Origin of the sequence: Novosphingobium taihuense (assembly GCF_007830315.1) — a bacterium.
Taxonomy (GTDB): domain Bacteria; phylum Pseudomonadota; class Alphaproteobacteria; order Sphingomonadales; family Sphingomonadaceae; genus Novosphingobium; species Novosphingobium taihuense.
In genome coordinates this window covers 193,811-211,719 of record NZ_VLKJ01000001.1, presented here as the reverse complement: position 1 = coordinate 211,719, position 17,909 = coordinate 193,811, and the positions used below count along the sequence as shown (strand labels likewise).

Annotated in this window: 13 protein-coding genes; 8 read left to right on the top strand and 5 right to left on the bottom strand. The window is 63.8% G+C overall.

Going from position 1 to position 17,909, the window contains the following annotated elements; all coding sequences use genetic code 11:
- Positions 1-123 precede the first annotated feature (123 nt).
- Both IQ25_RS01025 and IQ25_RS01020 read left to right on the top strand, forming a co-directional pair.
- Positions 124-1,488: an amino acid permease gene (locus IQ25_RS01025; protein WP_144901381.1), complete on the top strand. Its 1,365-nt coding sequence runs from the start codon at positions 124-126 to the stop codon at positions 1,486-1,488.
- A 7-nt stretch (positions 1,489-1,495) separates the two neighbouring features.
- A complete protein-coding gene (locus IQ25_RS01020) occupies positions 1,496-3,205 on the top strand; it encodes an amidohydrolase (RefSeq protein ID WP_144901379.1) in 1,710 nt (569 codons plus the stop codon).
- Between the two features lie 311 nt (positions 3,206-3,516).
- Here the strand turns inward: IQ25_RS01020 and IQ25_RS01015 are convergent, their stop codons facing one another.
- Positions 3,517-6,369: an Rne/Rng family ribonuclease gene (locus IQ25_RS01015; protein ID WP_144901377.1), complete on the bottom strand. Its 2,853-nt coding sequence runs from the start codon at positions 6,367-6,369 to the stop codon at positions 3,517-3,519.
- 543 nt (positions 6,370-6,912) lie between these two features.
- Here IQ25_RS01015 and IQ25_RS01010 point away from each other — a divergent pair.
- From IQ25_RS01010 to IQ25_RS00985, 6 genes are all read left to right on the top strand, one after another.
- Positions 6,913-7,863: an N-acetylmuramoyl-L-alanine amidase family protein gene (locus IQ25_RS01010; protein WP_144901375.1), complete on the top strand. Its 951-nt coding sequence runs from the start codon at positions 6,913-6,915 to the stop codon at positions 7,861-7,863.
- 56 nt (positions 7,864-7,919) lie between these two features.
- The gene (locus IQ25_RS01005; RefSeq protein ID WP_144901374.1) at positions 7,920-10,454 is read left to right on the top strand and encodes a penicillin-binding protein 1A; all 2,535 of its coding nucleotides are present in this window, start codon (positions 7,920-7,922) and stop codon (positions 10,452-10,454) included.
- A gap of 62 nt (positions 10,455-10,516) precedes the next feature.
- Positions 10,517-11,071: a peroxiredoxin gene (locus IQ25_RS01000; protein ID WP_181447149.1), complete on the top strand. Its 555-nt coding sequence runs from the start codon at positions 10,517-10,519 to the stop codon at positions 11,069-11,071.
- An 89-nt stretch (positions 11,072-11,160) separates the two neighbouring features.
- Positions 11,161-12,288, top strand: a complete 1,128-nt coding sequence (gene prfB / locus IQ25_RS00995; RefSeq protein ID WP_144901370.1) for a peptide chain release factor 2 — start codon at positions 11,161-11,163, stop codon at positions 12,286-12,288.
- On the top strand, positions 12,288-13,058 hold the full coding sequence (locus tag IQ25_RS00990; protein ID WP_144901368.1) for a class I SAM-dependent methyltransferase: 771 nt from the start codon (positions 12,288-12,290) through the stop codon (positions 13,056-13,058). Before prfB ends, IQ25_RS00990 begins: the two co-directional genes overlap by 1 nt.
- Positions 13,058-14,467: an NAD(P)H-dependent flavin oxidoreductase gene (locus tag IQ25_RS00985; protein WP_144901366.1), complete on the top strand. Its 1,410-nt coding sequence runs from the start codon at positions 13,058-13,060 to the stop codon at positions 14,465-14,467. Before IQ25_RS00990 ends, IQ25_RS00985 begins: the two co-directional genes overlap by 1 nt.
- A gap of 66 nt (positions 14,468-14,533) precedes the next feature.
- Here the strand turns inward: IQ25_RS00985 and IQ25_RS00980 are convergent, their stop codons facing one another.
- The 4 genes from IQ25_RS00980 to IQ25_RS00965 form a co-directional block, all read right to left on the bottom strand.
- A complete protein-coding gene (locus IQ25_RS00980) occupies positions 14,534-15,067 on the bottom strand; it encodes a hypothetical protein (protein WP_158637643.1) in 534 nt (177 codons plus the stop codon).
- 151 nt (positions 15,068-15,218) lie between these two features.
- Complete coding sequence (locus IQ25_RS00975; protein ID WP_144901362.1) at positions 15,219-15,626, bottom strand: hypothetical protein; 408 nt, start codon at positions 15,624-15,626, stop codon at positions 15,219-15,221.
- 284 nt (positions 15,627-15,910) lie between these two features.
- Positions 15,911-16,477, bottom strand: a complete 567-nt coding sequence (locus IQ25_RS00970; RefSeq protein WP_144901360.1) for a YkgJ family cysteine cluster protein — start codon at positions 16,475-16,477, stop codon at positions 15,911-15,913.
- A gap of 73 nt (positions 16,478-16,550) precedes the next feature.
- Complete coding sequence (locus tag IQ25_RS00965) at positions 16,551-17,861, bottom strand: ammonium transporter (protein ID WP_144901358.1); 1,311 nt, start codon at positions 17,859-17,861, stop codon at positions 16,551-16,553.
- Positions 17,862-17,909: the final 48 nt, after the last annotated feature.

Below are 17,909 nucleotides of genomic sequence, written 5' to 3'. Positions count from 1 at the left end.
CTCCATCGTTCCATGTTTGCGCTACCTTGGCGTGGCTGACAGCGAGGGTCAATCGCTTGCACTGGCAGGCTCGCGCGAATGACGTATTGTCCGCGGCTCGAGAAAGTTCACGAAGGACGACTGATGGCCGGGGGACAAGTGGAAGCAGGGGAGAACAGGCTCGAGGCGGCGCTGCACGCGCGGCACGTGGCGATGATCGCGATTGGCGGAATCATCGGCGCGGGGCTGTTCGTCGGCTCGTCGACCTCGATTGCGCAGATCGGGCCGGCGGTGGTGGTGAGCTACGGCCTTGCCGGGCTCGTGATCCTGATGATCATGCGGATGCTGAGCGAGATGGCGATGCTGCATCCGGGGGCGGGGTCGTTCACCGAGCATGTGAGGATCGGGCTGGGGCCGCTGGCGGGGTTCGTCGCGGGGTGGCTCTACTGGTATTTCTGGGTGATCGTGGTGGCGATCGAGGCGATTGCGGGCGCGGTGATCCTGGCGCTGTGGCTGCCGTTCGAGGTGTGGCAGATCGGCTGCGTACTGCTGGCGCTGATGACGGTGGTGAACCTGTTCTCGGCACGGTCCTATGGCGAGTTCGAGTTCTGGCTATCGACCGCAAAAGTGGCGGCGATCCTGGGGTTCATCGTGATTGCGGGGCTGTGGGCGTTCGGCGTGACCTCACCCTCGGGCAACACCTTTGCCAACCTGACAGCGCACGGCGGCTTTGCGCCCAAGGGCTGGGGCGCGGTGATCGGCGGGGTGACCTCGGTGATCTTCGCGCTGTGCGGGGCGGAGATCGCGACGGTGGCAGCGGCAGAATCGCATGCCCCGGCCAAGGTCATCGCGCGGATGACCGGCTCGGTCGCGCTGCGCATCCTGTTGTTCTACGTGGTCTCGTTGACGCTGATCGTGGCGGTGCAGCCGTGGAACACGGTGGTGCCGGGGCAGAGCCCCTATGCCAGTTCGCTGGCACTGATGGGAATTCCCGGCGCGGCGACGATCATGAACGCTGTGGTGCTGGTGGCGGTCCTGTCGTGCCTCAATTCGGGGCTCTACGTGACCTCGCGCGCGCTGTTCGGCCTCGCGCGCCATGGCGATGCTCCGCAGGCGCTGATCCGGCTGAACAAGCGCAAGGTTCCGGCGCGGGCGACGATCATCGCCAGCCTGTTCGGCTATGGCGCGATGGCGGCCTCGGTGCTTTCGCCCGAGGGGGTGTTCAGCTTTCTGGTGAGCGCATCGGGCGCGCTGATGCTGGTGATCTACCTGATGGTCTGCCTTGCGCAGGTGCGGATGCGCAAGATTACCGAGGCGACGGCGCCCGAGACGCTGCAACTGAGAATGTGGCTGTTTCCGTGGCTCTCATACGCGACCATTGGCGCGATCGGCGTGGTGCTGGTCGCCATGGCGCTGGTGCCCGAGTTGCGCCCCCAGTTCCTCGCCAGTGCGGTGACGGTCGGCATTGCCGCCGCCGCGTGGTTCTTCTTCCGCCGACAAAGGACCTGACCCTCTGATGAAAACTGCCCGCCTGCTCGCTCTCGCTCTTGCCGTACTGCCGCTTTCTGCAATGGCGGCACCCGCCCAGCAAGCGGACCTCCTGCTTGTCAACGGCAAGGTGCTGACCGTGGACAAGGACTTCACGGTGCGATCCGCAGTAGCGGTAAAGGACGGGAAGATCGCGGCAGTGGGCGGGCCGGAGATCGCGAAGGCGTGGACGGCGCCGCGGACGGTGGACCTGAAGGGGCGCACGCTGATGCCCGGCTTCATCGACGCGCACCTGCACCTGACCAGCGTTTCGCCACGCTCGGTGGAGCCTGCGAAGGCGCGCTCGATTGCCGAGATCGGGGCGATGGTTTCGGCCAAGGCCAAGGCGCTGGGGCCGGGGGAGTGGGTTATCGGATCGGGTTGGGACGAGGCGCTTCTGGCCGAGAAGCGCAATCCCACAAGGGCCGATCTCGATGCCATGGCGCCTGATAATCCGGTGGTGCTCGTGCGCGCAGGTGCGCACAGTGCGGTTGCCAATTCGCTGGCGCTCAAGCTCGCCGGGATCGACCGCAACACGCCTGACCCCGCTGGCGGGTTGATCGAGCGCGGAACGGACGGAGAGCCCAGCGGCATCGTGCGCGAGCGCACCGACCTGATCCTCAAGCTGGTTCCACCGAGCACGCCGGCACAGATGCGCCCGAGCTACGTCAAGTCGCTGAAGGACCTGCTGGGACTTGGCATCACCAGCTTCATGGAAGCATGGACCACGATCGATGACGAGCCGGTCGAGTTGGGAGGTATTCCCGGTGGCGGCGGCAATGGCGCGCGTGCCCATACCTTCAAGCAACTGAGATCGATCTATGCGGAGGAGGGCGAAAGCTTGCCCCGTGCTACGCTGTACATCATGTATCCCGGTGCCGAGCGCCTGAAGAAGTTTCCTTATCACACTGGCTATGGTGATGACCGGCTCAAGCTCGGCCCCATTGGCGAGAGCGCCTACGATGGTGGTTTCACAGGGCCGACCGCAAGGACGTCGCAGGACTACAAAGGCCAGCCCGGTTTTCGCGGCACGACCTTCATGAGCGAAAGCGCGCTGCACGAGATGGTGGCGACGTCGGCCTCGCTCGGCTGGCAACTGGGCATCCATGCCATCGGCGACGAGGCGATCAACACCGTTGCCGCGGCCTATCATGACGTGCTGGCAACGCGGCCAAAGAGCGATCACCGCTGGTTCCTCTCGCACTTCACCATGCTGCCGACCGAGCAGACGATGAAGACGATGGTGGCCGACGGCGTGTGGACGACGGCACAGCCGAATTTCACCTACAATCTCGAAGGCCGCTACCTTCAGGTGCTCGATGGCGAGCGGCTTGATCGTATCAATCCCATGGCAACGCCGATCAACCTTGGCGTTAACGTGGTGATGAGCAGCGACAACCTGCCGATCGGGCCGATGGTGGGGCTCTATGCGGCAGTGACCCGCAAGGGTCTGACCGGGCACCAGTTCTCTTTGAAAGAAGCGATTACGAGGGAGGAGGCAATCCGACTTTACACGGCCAAGGCAGCGGCGCTGGCATGGGACGAGGGGAAGAAGGGCAGTATCGAGCCAGGCAAGTTTGCCGACATGATCGTGCTGGACCATGACCCTCTGGCTGTACCGGCGGAGCAACTGCTGACGACGAAGGTCGACATGACGTTCGTGGGGGGCAAGCTGGTTTGGAACCGGATGGGGGAATAGACTAGCCGCTCCGTCAGCCGCTTTGCGGCTGCCAGAATCGCGCGACATCTGACCCGTCGGTGGGTCGCAAGATGGGATGGTCACGCTCTGGGGAACGAACGGGGGGATACGTCCCCTGCTAGCACCGCTCCCATTACTTCGTCATTGCGAGCGGAGCGAAGCAATCCAGAGCATCTTGCTCAAGGATCTGGATTGCTTCGTCGGCTTCGCCTCCTCGCAATGACGAAGATTTGTTTGCACAAGGCATAGCCGCCAACGGAAAAGGCCCCGCCATTGCTGGCGGGGCCTTTCTGTTTGAGCCTTGCGGTGCCTCAGGCGCCGAAGGTGCGCTGCCACCAGCCGCGGCGCGGCGAGGATGGCTCGCCGGTTTCGGTTTCGGCAGTAGCTTCTTCGGCGACCGGAGCTTCGGCGGTGACCGCTTCGGCAGGGGCGGCGTCGGAGGCGACAGCGTCAGCCTTCTTGCGGCGGGTGCGCTTGGGCTTTTCGGCCGGGGCTTCGGCAACAGCCTCAGCTTCCGGGGCAGGGGCCTCGGCAGCGGGGGCCTCAACTTCAACCGGAGCGGCTTCAGCTTCCGGCGCAGCCTCGACCTTCTTCTTGCGGGTGCGCTTGGGCTTTGCAGCGACCGGAGCAGGGGCCTCTTCTACTGCTTCGGCAGCTGGGGCTTCCACGGCAGGAGCGGCTTCCTCGGCAACCGGTGCATCGGCAGCAGGTTCGGCCTTCTTGCGGCGCGTGCGCTTGGGCTTTGCAGCGACCGGAGCTTCCTCTGGCGCTGGTGCCTCGGCCTCGACGGGTGCGGGGACCGCTGCGGGCGCTTCGGTAATGACGGGTTCTGCCGCAGCTTCACCGCCTTCAGCCTCGCCGTCCTTGGCGCCGTCCTCGGCATCGCCTTCAGTCTGATCCGAGCCAGCTTCGCCGTTCTCACGGCCACCGCGCCTGCGACGACCACGACGGCGACGCTTGCGCGGACCACGGTCCGTACCGTCGTCGTTTTCGTCGGTGCGGGCAGCTTCGTTGCCTTCAGCCTCGGTGCCTTCGCCGTCAACTTCACCATCGGCGGCTTCGGCTTCATTGCCTTCGCCTTCGCTGATCTCGCTGCCGTCCTCGTTACGATCACGGTTGCGGCCCCGGCGGCGCTTGCGGCGCTTGCGACGCCCATCGCTACCGCGTTCTTCGCCTTCGCGCTGGCCGGAACGTTCGCCACCTTCATCGGCATCACGATTGCGGCCGCGACGGGGCTGTTCCTCGACTTCTTCCTCTTCGTCGAAGTCCTCCTCGACGATATCGTCCTCTTCAGGCTCGATGATCGGTTCGAAGCGGGGGACGAATTCGGGCTTGGGACCGCGCGAGGCGACGCGCATCTTCGCGCCTTCGTTCTCGCCCTCGGGGATCACTTCGACAGTGACGCCATAGCGCTCCTCGATCTCGGCCAGATCGCCACGCTTGGCGTTGAGCACGTAGATCGCGGCTTCCTGCGACGCATAGAGCGTGACGACGTTGCCCTTGCCCTTGGCGGCTTCGTCCTCGATCAGGCGCAGCGCGGACAGACCAGCCGACGAGGCGGTGCGGACAAGGCCGGTGCCATCGCAGTGCGGGCAGCCGCGCGTGGTGGCTTCGAGCACGCCGGTACGCAGACGCTGGCGGCTCATTTCCATCAGGCCGAAGCCCGAGATGCGGCCAACCTGGATGCGGGCGCGGTCGTTCTTGAGCGCGTCCTTCATCGCCTTTTCGACCTTACGGACGTTCGATCCGTATTCCATGTCGATGAAGTCGATGACCACGAGGCCTGCCATGTCGCGCAGGCGCAGCTGACGGGCGATTTCGCGTGCGGCTTCGAGGTTGGTGGCAACGGCTGTCTGCTCGATGCCGTGCTCCTTGGTCGAGCGGCCCGAGTTGATGTCGATCGAGACGAGTGCCTCGGTCGGGTTGATGACGAGATAGCCGCCGCTCTTCAGCTGGACGACCGGATCGTACATCGCAGTGAGCTGATCTTCGGCACCATAGCGCTGGAACAGCGGCACCGGATCGACATAGGCCTTCACCCGCTTGGCGTGGCTCGGCATCAGGAGCTTCATGAAGTCCTTGGCCGCACGATAGCCGTGCTCGCCCTCGACGACGACTTCCTCGATCTCGCGGTTGTAGATGTCGCGGATTGCGCGCTTGATCAGGTCGGAGTCCGAATGGATCAGCGCAGGGGCGACCGAGCGCATCGTGCGTTCGCGGATCTCGTCCCACAGGCGGGCGAGATAATCGAAGTCGCGCTTGATCTCGGGCTTGGTGCGCTGGAGGCCTGCGGTGCGGACGATGCAGGACATCGAGCGCGGCAGTTCCATCTCGGTGATGATCGTCTTCAACCGCTTGCGGTCAGCCGAGGAGCTGATCTTGCGGCTGATGCCGCCGCCATGACTCGAATTCGGCATGAGCACGCAATAGCGGCCGGCAAGGCTGAGGTAGGTGGTGAGGGCGGCGCCCTTGTTGCCACGCTCTTCCTTGACGACCTGGACCAGCAGCACCTGACGGCGCTGGATCACGTCCTGGATCTTGTAGCGACGGCGCAGCGCCATGCGCTTGGCGCGCAGTTCGTCGGCTTCCTTGCCCTGGCTGCGGCCACCCTGACGGCGTCGGCCCTGATTGCGGCCACGACGGCGGTTGCTGTCGCCCTCTTCGCCTTCTTCTTCCGAAGCTTCGGCGGACTCTTCGCCCTCTTCGCCTTCGTGGTCGAAGCCGTTCTCGACCACGCCGCCTTCGATGGTGGCGACTTGGTCCTTTTCGGACGTGTCGACCTCGGTCACGCCCTCGTCGGAATCATAGCCTTCGCCATCGGCGTAGTCTTCGTCGTCACCATCCTCGGCGGCGCGCAGGGCGGCCTCTTCCTCGGCGTGGGCGGCTTCTTCGGCGAGAAGGGCCTCGCGGTCCTCCTTGGGGATCTGGTAGTAATCGGGATGGATTTCGCTGAAGGCGAGGAACCCGTGACGGTTGCCGCCGAAATCGACGAACGCCGCCTGAAGCGAAGGTTCTACACGTGTTACCTTGGCGAGGTAGATATTGCCCTTGATCTGCTTGTGATCAGCAGATTCAAAGTCGAACTCTTCAATCCGATTGCCCTTCAGCACCGCCACCCGGGTTTCTTCCTGGTGGCGCGCATCGATTAGCATGCGCGTGGTCATTACAAATTCTCCAGCCGCGCCGCCGCTGGGTTGGCCCTTGGGGCAACCATGCGTTTCTGGCGCGGATCGTTTGGGATGCACGAAGGCCCTGTGCACGGATTGCTCCGTTGCGGTGGCCATTCGCGAATGCGGGTTTGCCGGATCGGAGCGCTGCGGCGCGCAGCATATCGGCTGCCTTGCCCTGTCGCTCGCCGCCCGGCGGCGGTTGGTTTGCGTCTGCTGTGAGGATAACTCGCGGCGAAATGCGCGTGCCGCCAACCGTCCAAGCCGCGACCGCCCCGGTGGGGCAGCTAGGCAGGAACGAAACGCGGCTCATCATCACGGCATCAACCTTGTGGCGTGGAGAGGTGCGCTTTCGCTTCGTTCTCTCCACGTAGGCGGGATCTTCGCCAGCGGCCTGTCCCTCGCCCACCGCGGCGCAAAGGTGCGCTTTCCGGCGGTTTCGACGTGGATGTGCCGGTGCTGGCTCGCCCCGGTAGATGGTTGCTAGCACTGCAATTGCAAAGCGGCAATTAAAACAATGTCGGGAAAGACGCGTTAACCATGACTGCGTTTTCGGTCTGGACCGCCGGGGGTGGGGCGGGGCATAGGTCGTGGCAGATGGAGAGCCGGGGCGTAATCATAGCAGTGTTTGCAGCGCCAGTGCTGGCTGCTGCAGCGATGTGGGCGGCGTTTTCGACCGGCGTCGCGTCGATAGAGCCGCGTTACGTTGTCCGGCTGGCGATGCCGGAGAGCGGCGGGCGCATCGGCTTGCCCAAGGTCGAAGGCCCGCCCGATGCGGGTCGCCCGCTGGTGGTGATCGATGCAGGGCATGGCGGGCATGATCCCGGTGCGAGCGGCGCAGCCGGAGAGCGGGAAAAGGACCTGACCCTCATGCTGGCGCAGAGCTTGCGCGATGCCTTGCTGGCCGAGGGACGGGTGCGCGTGGCGATGACGCGCGATACGGACCGGTTCCTGGTGCTGGAAGAGCGTGCCGACATTGCCCATCGGCTGGGCGCGGACCTGTTCGTTTCAGTCCACGCCGACGCTGCGCAGAACGATGCAGCGCAAGGGGCAACGGTATATACGCTGTCGGACAAGGCCTCGGACGCGGTGGCTGGTGCACTTGCTGCGCGGGAAAACCGGGCTGACACCGTCAACGGGGTCAATCTCGAAGGGAAGGAAGCGGCGGTATCGTCAATCCTCGTCGATCTGGCGCGGCGCGAGATGCGTGAGCGGTCGGTGCGGTTCGGGGAACTGGTTGTACGCGAGGGGCAGCAAGCGTTGCGTTTTCACGAGACACCGCGCCGGGAGGCGGCGTTCGTGGTGCTCAAGTCGCTCGACCTGCCCTCGGCGCTGATCGAGGCGGGCTACATCAGCAACGAAGAGGATGCGCGAGCGATGCGCGATCCCGAATGGCGCAAGGTTTTTGCCGGCTCGCTGGCACGGGCGATCGAGATTTTCCTGGCTGAGGGGCAGGTTCCGGCTGCAGCGGAGAATGCGGCGCTTCGGTGAGTTGTGCAGGTTCGCTCTGGCTTGGCACGGCGAGGGCGTGCTAGAGGCGCTGCAACATGGCTGAAGAGACGTCCCAGCAATCCCGGTTCAAGCTCATCCGCGACGAAGGTCGCGCACGGTGGCGGACCGCGTACTCATGGTATCGTGCGAAGTGGGGTACCAGCCGCAGGTTCCGGGTATTGAACTATATCGTCGGGGCGCTCCTCGTCGGCTGGTTCGTGCTGTGGGTGGCGGTGATCCGCACGATGCCATCGGCCGACAAGCTGCTGACCTACCAGCCGCCGCTGCCGACGATGGTGCGCGGCAACGATGGCGAGATCGTCTCGAGCTATGCCCGCGAACGGCGCGTGCAGCTGCGTTTCGTCGATTTCCCCGAGCCGCTGATCAACGCTTTCCTCTCGGCTGAGGACAAGACGTTCTGGACGCATGGCGGCATCGATTACCTGGGCTTTGCGGGTGCCGTGGTCGACTATGCGACCAAGTATGGCTCGGACGAGCGTGCCAAGGGTGGTTCGACCATCACGCAGCAGGTTGCGAAGAACATCCTGCTTGGCGACGAATACTCGATCACCCGCAAGCTCAAGGAAATGGTCCTGGCGCGCAGAATCGAGAGCGTGCTCGACAAGCAGCAGATCCTCGAGCTCTATCTCAACGAAATTCCGCTGGGGCGGCAGAGCTTTGGCGTGCAGGCGGCGGCGCGGGCCTATTTCGACAAGGACGTCGGTGATCTGCAGCTGCACGAGGCGGCGTTCCTCGCGATTCTGCCCAAGGCGCCGGAGCGCTATGGCCGTGCCAAGTACGAAGACATGGCGATTGCCCGGCGCAACTGGGTGCTCGACCAGATGGTCAAGAATGGCTGGGCGACGCCGCAGCAGGCAGCCGCTGCGCAGGCGATGCCGCTGGGGCTGAAGCCGCGCCGGGCGGAGAATTATACGGCGGATGCGGGATATTTCCTTGAGGAAGTGCGGCGCCAGCTGATCGAGAAGTTCGGCGAGAAGGCCGAGGACGGGCCGCACAGCGTCTATGCCGGTGGCCTGTGGGTGCGCACCTCGCTCGACACACAGCTGCAGACCGCATCGCAGAATGCCCTGCGCGCGGCGCTGCTGCGTTATTCGGGCGGGCGGGCATGGCACGGACCGATCGCGCGGGTCGACGTAGATGGTGATCGCTGGCAGACCGAGCTGATCACCAGCAACATTGCGATCAACTACCAGAACTGGCGGATCGGCGTGCTGCTTTCGCGCAGCGGATCGAGCGGGCAGGTGGGCTTTGCCGATGGCAAGACTGCGAGCCTGATCGGGTTGCCAGACAAGATCCGTCCGGGTGACGTGACGGCAGTGGCGCCGGTAAATGGTTCGACTTACGCGGTGCGGACGGTGCCCGAGGTTTCGGGCGGCATGGTCGTGGAAGATCCGCAGAACGGGCGCGTGCTGGCAATGCAGGGCGGGTTCGATGCGCGCCTTGGTTCGTTCAACCGCGCGACGCAGGCCAACCGTCAGCCGGGTTCGACGATCAAGCCGTTCGTCTATGCAACGGGCCTCGACAACGGGATGACCCCGGCCTCGATGGTCGTCGACGGGGCGTTCTGCGTCTATCAGGGCGCGGCGCTGGGCGAGAAGTGTTTCCGGAACTTCAACAACGAAGGTGGGGCAGGCAGCCACACCATGCGCTGGGGGCTGGAGCAATCGCGCAACCTCATGACCGTGCGGATCGCAAACGATACCGGCATGGACAAGGTCGTGCGCACGATCAAGGCCGTGGGGATCGGCGAATACGAGCCCTACCTGTCGATGGCGCTGGGTGCGGGCGACACGACCGTGCTGAAGATGGTCAACGCCTACGCGGCACTGGCCAACCAGGGCCGCCAGCACAATCCCAGCCTGATCGACTATGTACAGGACCGAAACGGCAAGGTGATCTGGCGTTCTGACAACCGGCGCTGCGATGGCTGCTCGATGCCGCAATGGGATGGCAAGCCGATGCCGCGCCTCAAGGCAACCGGCAAGCAGGTTATGGACGCGCGCACCGCCTATCAGGTGGTGCACATGCTTGAAGGCGTGGTGGTGCGCGGCACGGCAGTGACGCTGCGCGACCTGAATCTCCCGCTGTTCGGCAAGACGGGCACGACCTCCGGGCCGACCAACGTCTGGTTCGTCGGCGGATCGCCCGACATAATCGCGGGCGTCTATATCGGCTACGACCAGCCACGCAGCCTTGGCGGCTATGCGCAGGGTGGACGCATCGCGGCGCCGGTTTTCAAGCAGCTGGTGCAGGAAACGCGCTCACGCTGGAAGGATATTCCGTTCACCGCACCCGAGGGCGTGCGCATGGTCAAGATTGACCGTGTTTCGGGCAAGCGCGTGTTCGGGGGGACGCCGGAAGACGACGTGGCCAAGGCTTCGGTCATCTGGGAGGCGTTCAAGCCCGACACCGAGCCACGGCGCACGGCGCGCGAAGGCGAGGTGAGCGCCAAGCAGGCGGTGATCGATGCGTTGCGCAAGGCGCGCGCGGCGCGCGGCATTCCCGCAGGCAGCGCGGAAGACGCGCCGGTTGAGCAGGACTTCCTCGAGGAGCAGGGCGGGATCTACTGATCCTGCCTATTCCGGCCTGCACTCAAAGGCATTGGCGGGATAGCACATCGTCTGGTAGCGTCATGCACATGAAGCTTCGCAATCTTGTCGCTGCCGCAGCAGCCTTCGCCTTTATCGCCTCCGCTCCGGCGTCCGCCGAACTCAAGGCCGGTGCGCGCGCGCCCGACTTTGCCGCCAAGGGCGCGCTGGCGGGCAAGCCGTTCTCGTTCAACCTGAAGGATGCGCTGAAGAGGGGGCCGGTGGTCCTGTACTTCTATCCCAAGGCGTTCACGCAAGGGTGCACGCTGGAAGCCCACGCCTTTGCCGAGGCCAGCGACGATTTCAAGGCTGCCGGTGCTACGGTGATCGGCATGTCCAACGACAAGATCGAGACGCTGCAGAAGTTTTCGACCGAAGCCTGTCGTGACAAGTTTGCGGTAGCCGCTGCCACCCCGCAGGTGATCAAGTCCTATGACGTCGCGCTCAAGGCCGTGGGCATCCCGACCGGGCTGACCAAGCGCACCAGCTATGTCATCGGGCGCGATGGCAATATCGTCATGGTCCACTCGGAAATGGACTATCGCGACCATGTGAAGCTGACGCTGGCAGCCGTGCGAAAGCTCGGCGGAGCGCGCTGAACGCAGCAGCAAGACACGCTTGGGCTTTACATGCCTGCCCGCTTCGCTAAGCGGCGCAGTTCGTTTTGCGTTTGACCGGAGTTGTTTCCATGCGTGCCGAGGGGCAGGCCCATATCGACCGCATCAATGCCGCGCTGGCACTGGTGCGAAAGTTCCTCGACTGGGACCGCGCCGTGCGCCGTCTGGACGAGCTGAACGCGCGCGTCGAAGACCCCAAGCTTTGGGATGATCCCAAGAAGGCTGAAGAGGTGATGCGCGAGCGCCGTCGTCTTGAAGCCTCTATCGGCACGGTGAACGAGATCGGCCAGGAAATGGCCGATGCGATTGAGTTCATCGAGCTTGGCGAAATGGAAGATGACGAGGCCACGGTGAACGAGGGCCTTGCCACGCTTGCCGCGCTGGCTGATCGTGCCGACAACGACAAGGTCCAGGCGCTGCTGGCAGGCGAAGCGGACGCAAACAACTGCTTCCTCGAAGTGCATGCGGGCGCCGGCGGAACCGAAAGCCAGGACTGGGCGGAAATGCTCCAGCGCATGTACACGCGCTGGGCTGAGCGGCATGGCTACAAGGTCGATCTGGTCGACTATCACGCGGGCGAAGCAGCCGGGATCAAGAGCGCGACACTGCTGATCAAGGGCGAGAACGCCTATGGCTATGCCAAGACCGAGAGCGGCGTGCATCGTCTCGTCCGCATCAGCCCCTATGACAGCTCGGCGCGGCGGCACACGTCGTTCAGCTCTGTCTGGGTCTATCCCGAGATCGACGACAACATCGAGGTCGAGATCAATCCGGCCGACCTGAAGATCGATACCTATCGCGCTTCGGGTGCGGGCGGCCAGCACGTCAACACCACCGACTCAGCGGTGCGCATCACCCACGTGCCGACCGGGATCATCGTGGCGAGCCAGAATGACCGCAGCCAGCACAAGAACCGGGCGACCGCGATGGGCATGCTCAAGGCACGCATCTACGAGGCGGAACTTGCCAAGCGCGAAGCGGCGGCGAGCGGGGAATATCAGGCCAAGACCGAGATCGGCTGGGGACACCAGATCCGCTCCTATGTGTTGCAGCCCTACCAGCAGGTGAAGGACCTGCGGACCGGCGTGGTTTCGACCAATCCCACCGAAGTGCTCGACGGCGCGCTCGATCCGTTCATGGCCGCAGCGCTGTCGCAAAAGGTCACCGGCGAGAAGGTTGCAGTGGAGGACGACGACTGATGGGCCGGGCTTCGGCCCATTCCAAGGTTGCCGTGGCCGTTCTGGCCCTTTTTGGCGTTGCTGCTTGCCAGCCGAAGGTCGAGGACAAGCGCGCCGAAACCGCGCGTGCTTTTCCGCTGGCCGACCGCCCGGTTTCGAAAATCGTCAGCAGCCAGTTTTCGACAGAGGCCGACCGTGACCGCCAGGGTGAGGCGAGCATGGTGATGGACCTTGCCGGGGTGAAGCCGGGCATGAGCGTGGCTGATATCGGCGCGGGCGAGGGCTACTATACCGTGCGCCTTGCCGAGCGGGTGGGACGTGGGGGGCGCGTTCTGGCGCAGGACATCGATGGCGATGCGCTGCGGCGACTTGGCGCGCGCGTCGAGAAGGACCGGCTGGACAACGTCTCGATCAAGCCGGGAGCGCAGGACGACCCCAAGTTGCCCGAGCGCAGCTTCGACCGCATCTTCATGGTGCACATGTATCACGAGGTCGCCGAGCCCTATGCCTTCCTGTGGCGGGTCTGGCCGGCGCTCAAGCCCGGAGGGCGGGTCGTCGTGGTCGATGTCGATCGCTGGACCGACAAGCACGGCATTCCTCCGGCGCTGCTGATCTGCGAACTGGAGGCGGTGGGCTTTCGCTTGGATGAATTTCACCGTAAACCGGAAATCGCCGGATATTACGCCCAGTTCACGGCCGCGGAGACGCGGCCCGAGCCGGGCAGGATCAGGCCATGCCGTCTCAAAACGGCCAAGGGTGCGAGCGCGACAAGCGCGTTGAAAGGAAATTGATGTCTGCGTTCAAGGGGTTGAAGCCGATTCTCTATGGTGGCCGCGAAGTCTGGCCGCTGGTCGAGGGCGGCAAGGGTGTGGCGGCAACGAACCACATGAGTTCGGGCGCCTGGGCCGCAGCCGGCGGTATCGGGACGGTCAGCGCGGTGAATGCCGACAGCTACGACGCCGAAGGCAAGATCATTCCACAGGTTTATAACGCGCTGACCCGCAAGGAACGGCACGAGGAACTAATCAAGTACGCCATCGATGGCGCGGTTGAGCAGGTCAAGCGCGCCTACGACATCTCGGGCGGCAAGGGTGCGATCAACATCAACGTGCTGTGGGAAATGGGCGGGGCGCAGGCCGTGCTCGAAGGCGTGCTGGAAAAGACGCGCGGGCTGGTGACCGGCGTGACCTGCGGTGCGGGAATGCCGTACAAGCTTTCCGAAATCGCGGCGCGGTTCAATGTGAACTACCTGCCGATCGTCTCTTCCGGCCGTGCGTTCCGCGCGCTGTGGAAGCGCGCCTATCACAAGGTTTCGCATCTGCTGGCGGCAGTGGTCTATGAAGACCCGTGGTTGGCGGGTGGACATAATGGCCTGTCCAACGCGGAAGATCCCAAGAAGCCGGAAGATCCCTATCCCCGCGTCAAGGCGCTGCGTGACGTCATGCGCGCCGAGGGCGTGTCGGACGACGTGCCGATCGTGATGGCGGGCGGCGTTTGGTTTCTGCGCGAATGGAACGACTGGATCGACAATCCCGAGCTTGGCGCGATTGCCTTCCAGTTCGGCACGCGGCCGCTGCTGACCGAGGAAAGCCCGATTCCGCAGGGGTGGAAGGATCACCTGCGCACGCTCGAGCCCGGCGACGTGCTGCTCCATCGCTTCTCGCCGACGGGCTTCTATTCCTCGGCGGTGCGCAATCCGTTCCTGCGGGCGCTCGAAGCGCGTTCGGAGCGGCAGATTCCCTATTCGCGCGTTGCGGCAGGCGAGCATACCGCGCAGCTCGACGTGGGCGTGCGCGGCAAGAACTTCTGGGTCACGCCCAACGATCTCGCGCGGGCACGCGAATGGCATGGCGCGGGCTACGTTCACGCGCTGCGCACGCCTGACGATACGATGGTGTTCGTGGCGCCGCAGGAGCGCGAGGAAATCCAGCAGGACCAGAAGGACTGCATGGGCTGCCTGTCGCACTGCGGGTTCTCGTCATGGAAGGACCATGATGATTACACCACCGGTCGCCTCGCCGATCCACGCAGCTTCTGCATCCAGAAGACTTTGCAGGACATCGCTCATGGGGGTGACATCGACAAGAACCTGATGTTCGCAGGGCACGCTGCATACAGGTTCAAGCAGGACCCGTTCTATTCCAACAACTTCACGCCAACGGTGAAGCAGCTGGTCGACCGTATCCTGACGGGTGATTGATTAAATAGCGGGCGGGCGTCGGGAAGTCGTCGTACGATGATGACCCGCCGCCCGGCCTGAGCCGTTTCAGGCGGTGGCGCTTGCTCTTGCGCCCTTTGGCAGATGGCCCTTGTCCGGCTTGCGGAACTCCGCGTCGAGAAAGCGTTCGAGCACGAACATCTTCACGACGAAGCGCGCTTCTTCGGGCGTTAGGTCAGGCTGTCGGGCGGCGAGGCGGGCAAAGTGGTGGCGCGCTTCGAAGATCGGCATGCCCGTTGGCAGGGCCTTCTTTACGTCAGCTGCAAGCCTGCGGGCTGTTGCGATCTTGTCGAAGGCCTGATCCTCGGCGAGTTCGTTGCGGCGGACCTTTTCCTGCAAGCGGCAAAAATACTTGCCGCAGACGGAAGGTCGCCATTGGTCGTAGCGGGTGCAGCAGGCGCCATCGAGGTAATGGCAGGCGAACAGGAAGGTGGCATGGCCTTCGGCGTTGCGGCCTGTTTTCAGGCCGATACCTTCGACGCTGGCAACCTCGTCATCCCGGATCTTGGCGTCCTCGTAGAGCGTACCATCGCAGCAGAGGCCGCAGGACAGGCAAAGCCTGCTTTCGAGCGACAGTTGCAAATCGGATGACGCCATTTTGGCAGAATAGAGGATAGCCCGGGGGCTTGGCCATTTGTCGCATGGCATGGGAGTGGTGGAAATTAGTCAGGATTGACGGCAAACTTTAGTTCCTGGGGCTGCCATCCGACGCGGTGCTTCCGGCCTTTTCTGATCAGCTTTCGGCAGAGGCCACCGACGCCGCGGGCAGATGGCTGCGCTTCGGTCCTCTGAATTCTGCATCGAGAAAGCGCTCGAGCACGAACATCTTGACGACGAAGGACGCTTCCTCGGGCGTGAGGTCCGGCTGCTTTGCTGCAAGGCGTTTGAATTCGTGCCGCGCCTTGGCGATCAGCAAATCACTTGGCAGCGCGGATTTCACGTCATTGATGAGGTTGTGCGCTCGCCCGATCATGGCGAAGGCCTCTTCCTCAGTGATCAACCCCTTCCGGGCCCGCTTCTGAACATGGCAGAAGTAATCGCCGCAAACGGAAGGTCGCCAATCCTGGTAGCGGGTGCAGGCAGCACCATCGAGATACTGGCAGGCCAGAGAAAAGGCGGGCAGATCGTCGGTCGTCCGCATCGTTGTCAGGCCGATCCGCGCGGTATCATCAACCTCGCTTTCGCCAATCAGGGCGAAAGGGAAAAGGGTGCCGTCACAACAGATGCCGCAAGCAAGGCAAAGTCTGCTCTCGAGTGGAAGGTCTGTGTCGGTCCGGGACATTGCCCATCGGGTACAATTCTGGAAGCCGAATCGCCATTTATCGAACGTCAGGCGAGTGTTGGAATATACGGATAGAAGTGACCTAACTATAGATAGGGAGCCGTTGCCTTGGCCGATTTAGCGAGGCTCAGGCAACTGGCTGGCTAATCGAGGTGCGGTGGGGAAGCGTTCGTCGGCTGACTGGGCGGGCCTTCATTCCCGAACATCGATTTGCGCGGATCGCGGAAATAGCGGTCTAACAGGAGATCGAAGGCTGTCAGCTTGAGCAGGAAGGTCATCTCAGTAGGGGTGCGTTCCTGGCTGCTGGCGATCATCTGCCGACGGTTTCGCGCCTGATTGAGCGTTTCGTCTTTCAGCAGGTCTGCCTGCAATTGCTCGCGCTGTTTGAGCATCTGGTCCACGCGCCTGACGGCCTCGCCACTCTCGATCTCGCCCCCGCGCAGGGCCTTGAGCGTATGGCAATGGAACTTGCGGCACGTTTCAGGGCGTCGGGAATAGATCTGGCAGCGCTGGCCCACCGAATGGGGGCACGGCTGATAGAAGATCGCATCGTCCTTGCGGGATTCCATGGTGAAAAGGCCGCCAAGTGCGACCTCCTCGTCCCGGCTAACTTCGACGTAACCGAAGATCGTGCCGTCACAACAGGCCGCGCATCCGGTGCAGAGGTCCTGTTCCAGCTGTGGCGGGGCTGCGGTTTCGCGCGTGGTCATGCCCTCTGACTATTGGCCGCAAAGGCAAGGTGCAAGGCGATGTTCTGATCGAGCATCGCCTTGCACGAGGATGTCAGTCGAATTCCCAGGCACGTTCGCCGTGGCTGGTGATGTCGAGGCCTTCGCGTTCCTCGTCCTCGCTCACGCGCATCGGGATGACCATCGATACCATGAGGGCGCAAACCACCGTGGCAAAGGCGCTCCACAGCGCGACAATGCCGACGCCTGCGACTTGTGCGACGAGCTGGCGCGTGAGGTCCATGCCCTCGGCAAAGCCGGTGCCGCCGAAGGCCGGGGCGATGAACACGGCAAGGAGGACCGAACCGAGCATGCCGCCGACGCCGTGCACGGCAAAGACGTCGAGTGAATCGTCGATCTCGAGGCGCTGCTTGACCAGCTGGATCATCGGATAGCACACGCCAGCGGCGAGCGCGCCGAACAGCATGGCGGAACCGGGTGCGATGAAGCCTGCCGCGGGCGTGACCGTGGCAAGACCTGCGACCGCACCAGTGGCAAAGCCGACCGATGTGGGCTTGCCCACGCTCATCTTTTCGATGCCGAGCCAGACCAGCGCGGCAACGCAGGCGGCGATATGGGTGTTTATGATCGCCGAGGCGGCATCATCGTTGGCGGCAAGGGCGGAACCGCCGTTGAAGCCGAACCAGCCGACCCACAGCAGAGCGGCGCCCGCCATGGTCAGCGCAGGGCTGTGCGGCAACATCAGCGTCTTGGGAAAGCCCGAGCGCTTGCCGAGCAGCATGGCAACGACCAGCGCCGAGATGCCGGCCGTTGTGTGGACAACGATGCCGCCGGCAAAGTCGAGCGTGCCGAGGCGCGTCGCGAGCCAGCCGCCGCCCCAGATCCAGTGCGCGACCGGTGCATAGACCAGCAAACCCCAAAGTGCCGAGAACGCCACGACCCAACCGAAGCGGGCGCGATCGATCCAGGCGCCGACCATCAGCCCCGGCGTGATCAGGGCAAAGCACATCTGGAACAGTGCAAAGGCGCTTTCAGGAATGGCGGTATTGGCGCGGACGTTGCCGAGATTGAGCAGCATCCATGCGTTGCCACTGCCGAGCCAGCCGCCCGAGACGTCACCGAAGGCCAGTGTGTAGCCGACCGCAACCCATAGCACCGAGGCTACAGCGGCGATGGCGCCGACCTGTACCAGCACGGCCAGAAAGCCCTTGGCGCGCACAAGGCCGCCATAGAACAGGGTAAGCCCCGGCATGGCCATCATCAGCACGAAGGCGGAAGACACGAGAATCCAGGCAGTGTCGCCTGAATTGGCCGCGTCCTCGACGCTGACCACATCCTGGGCATGGGCCAATGCCGGCAGAAGCATGGCCCCGGCGGCGAGCACGGTCGCCACAATCTTTCGCATGTACAGCTCTCCCCCTCGCACAGCGCTATCTGTGCCAGATACTCTCCG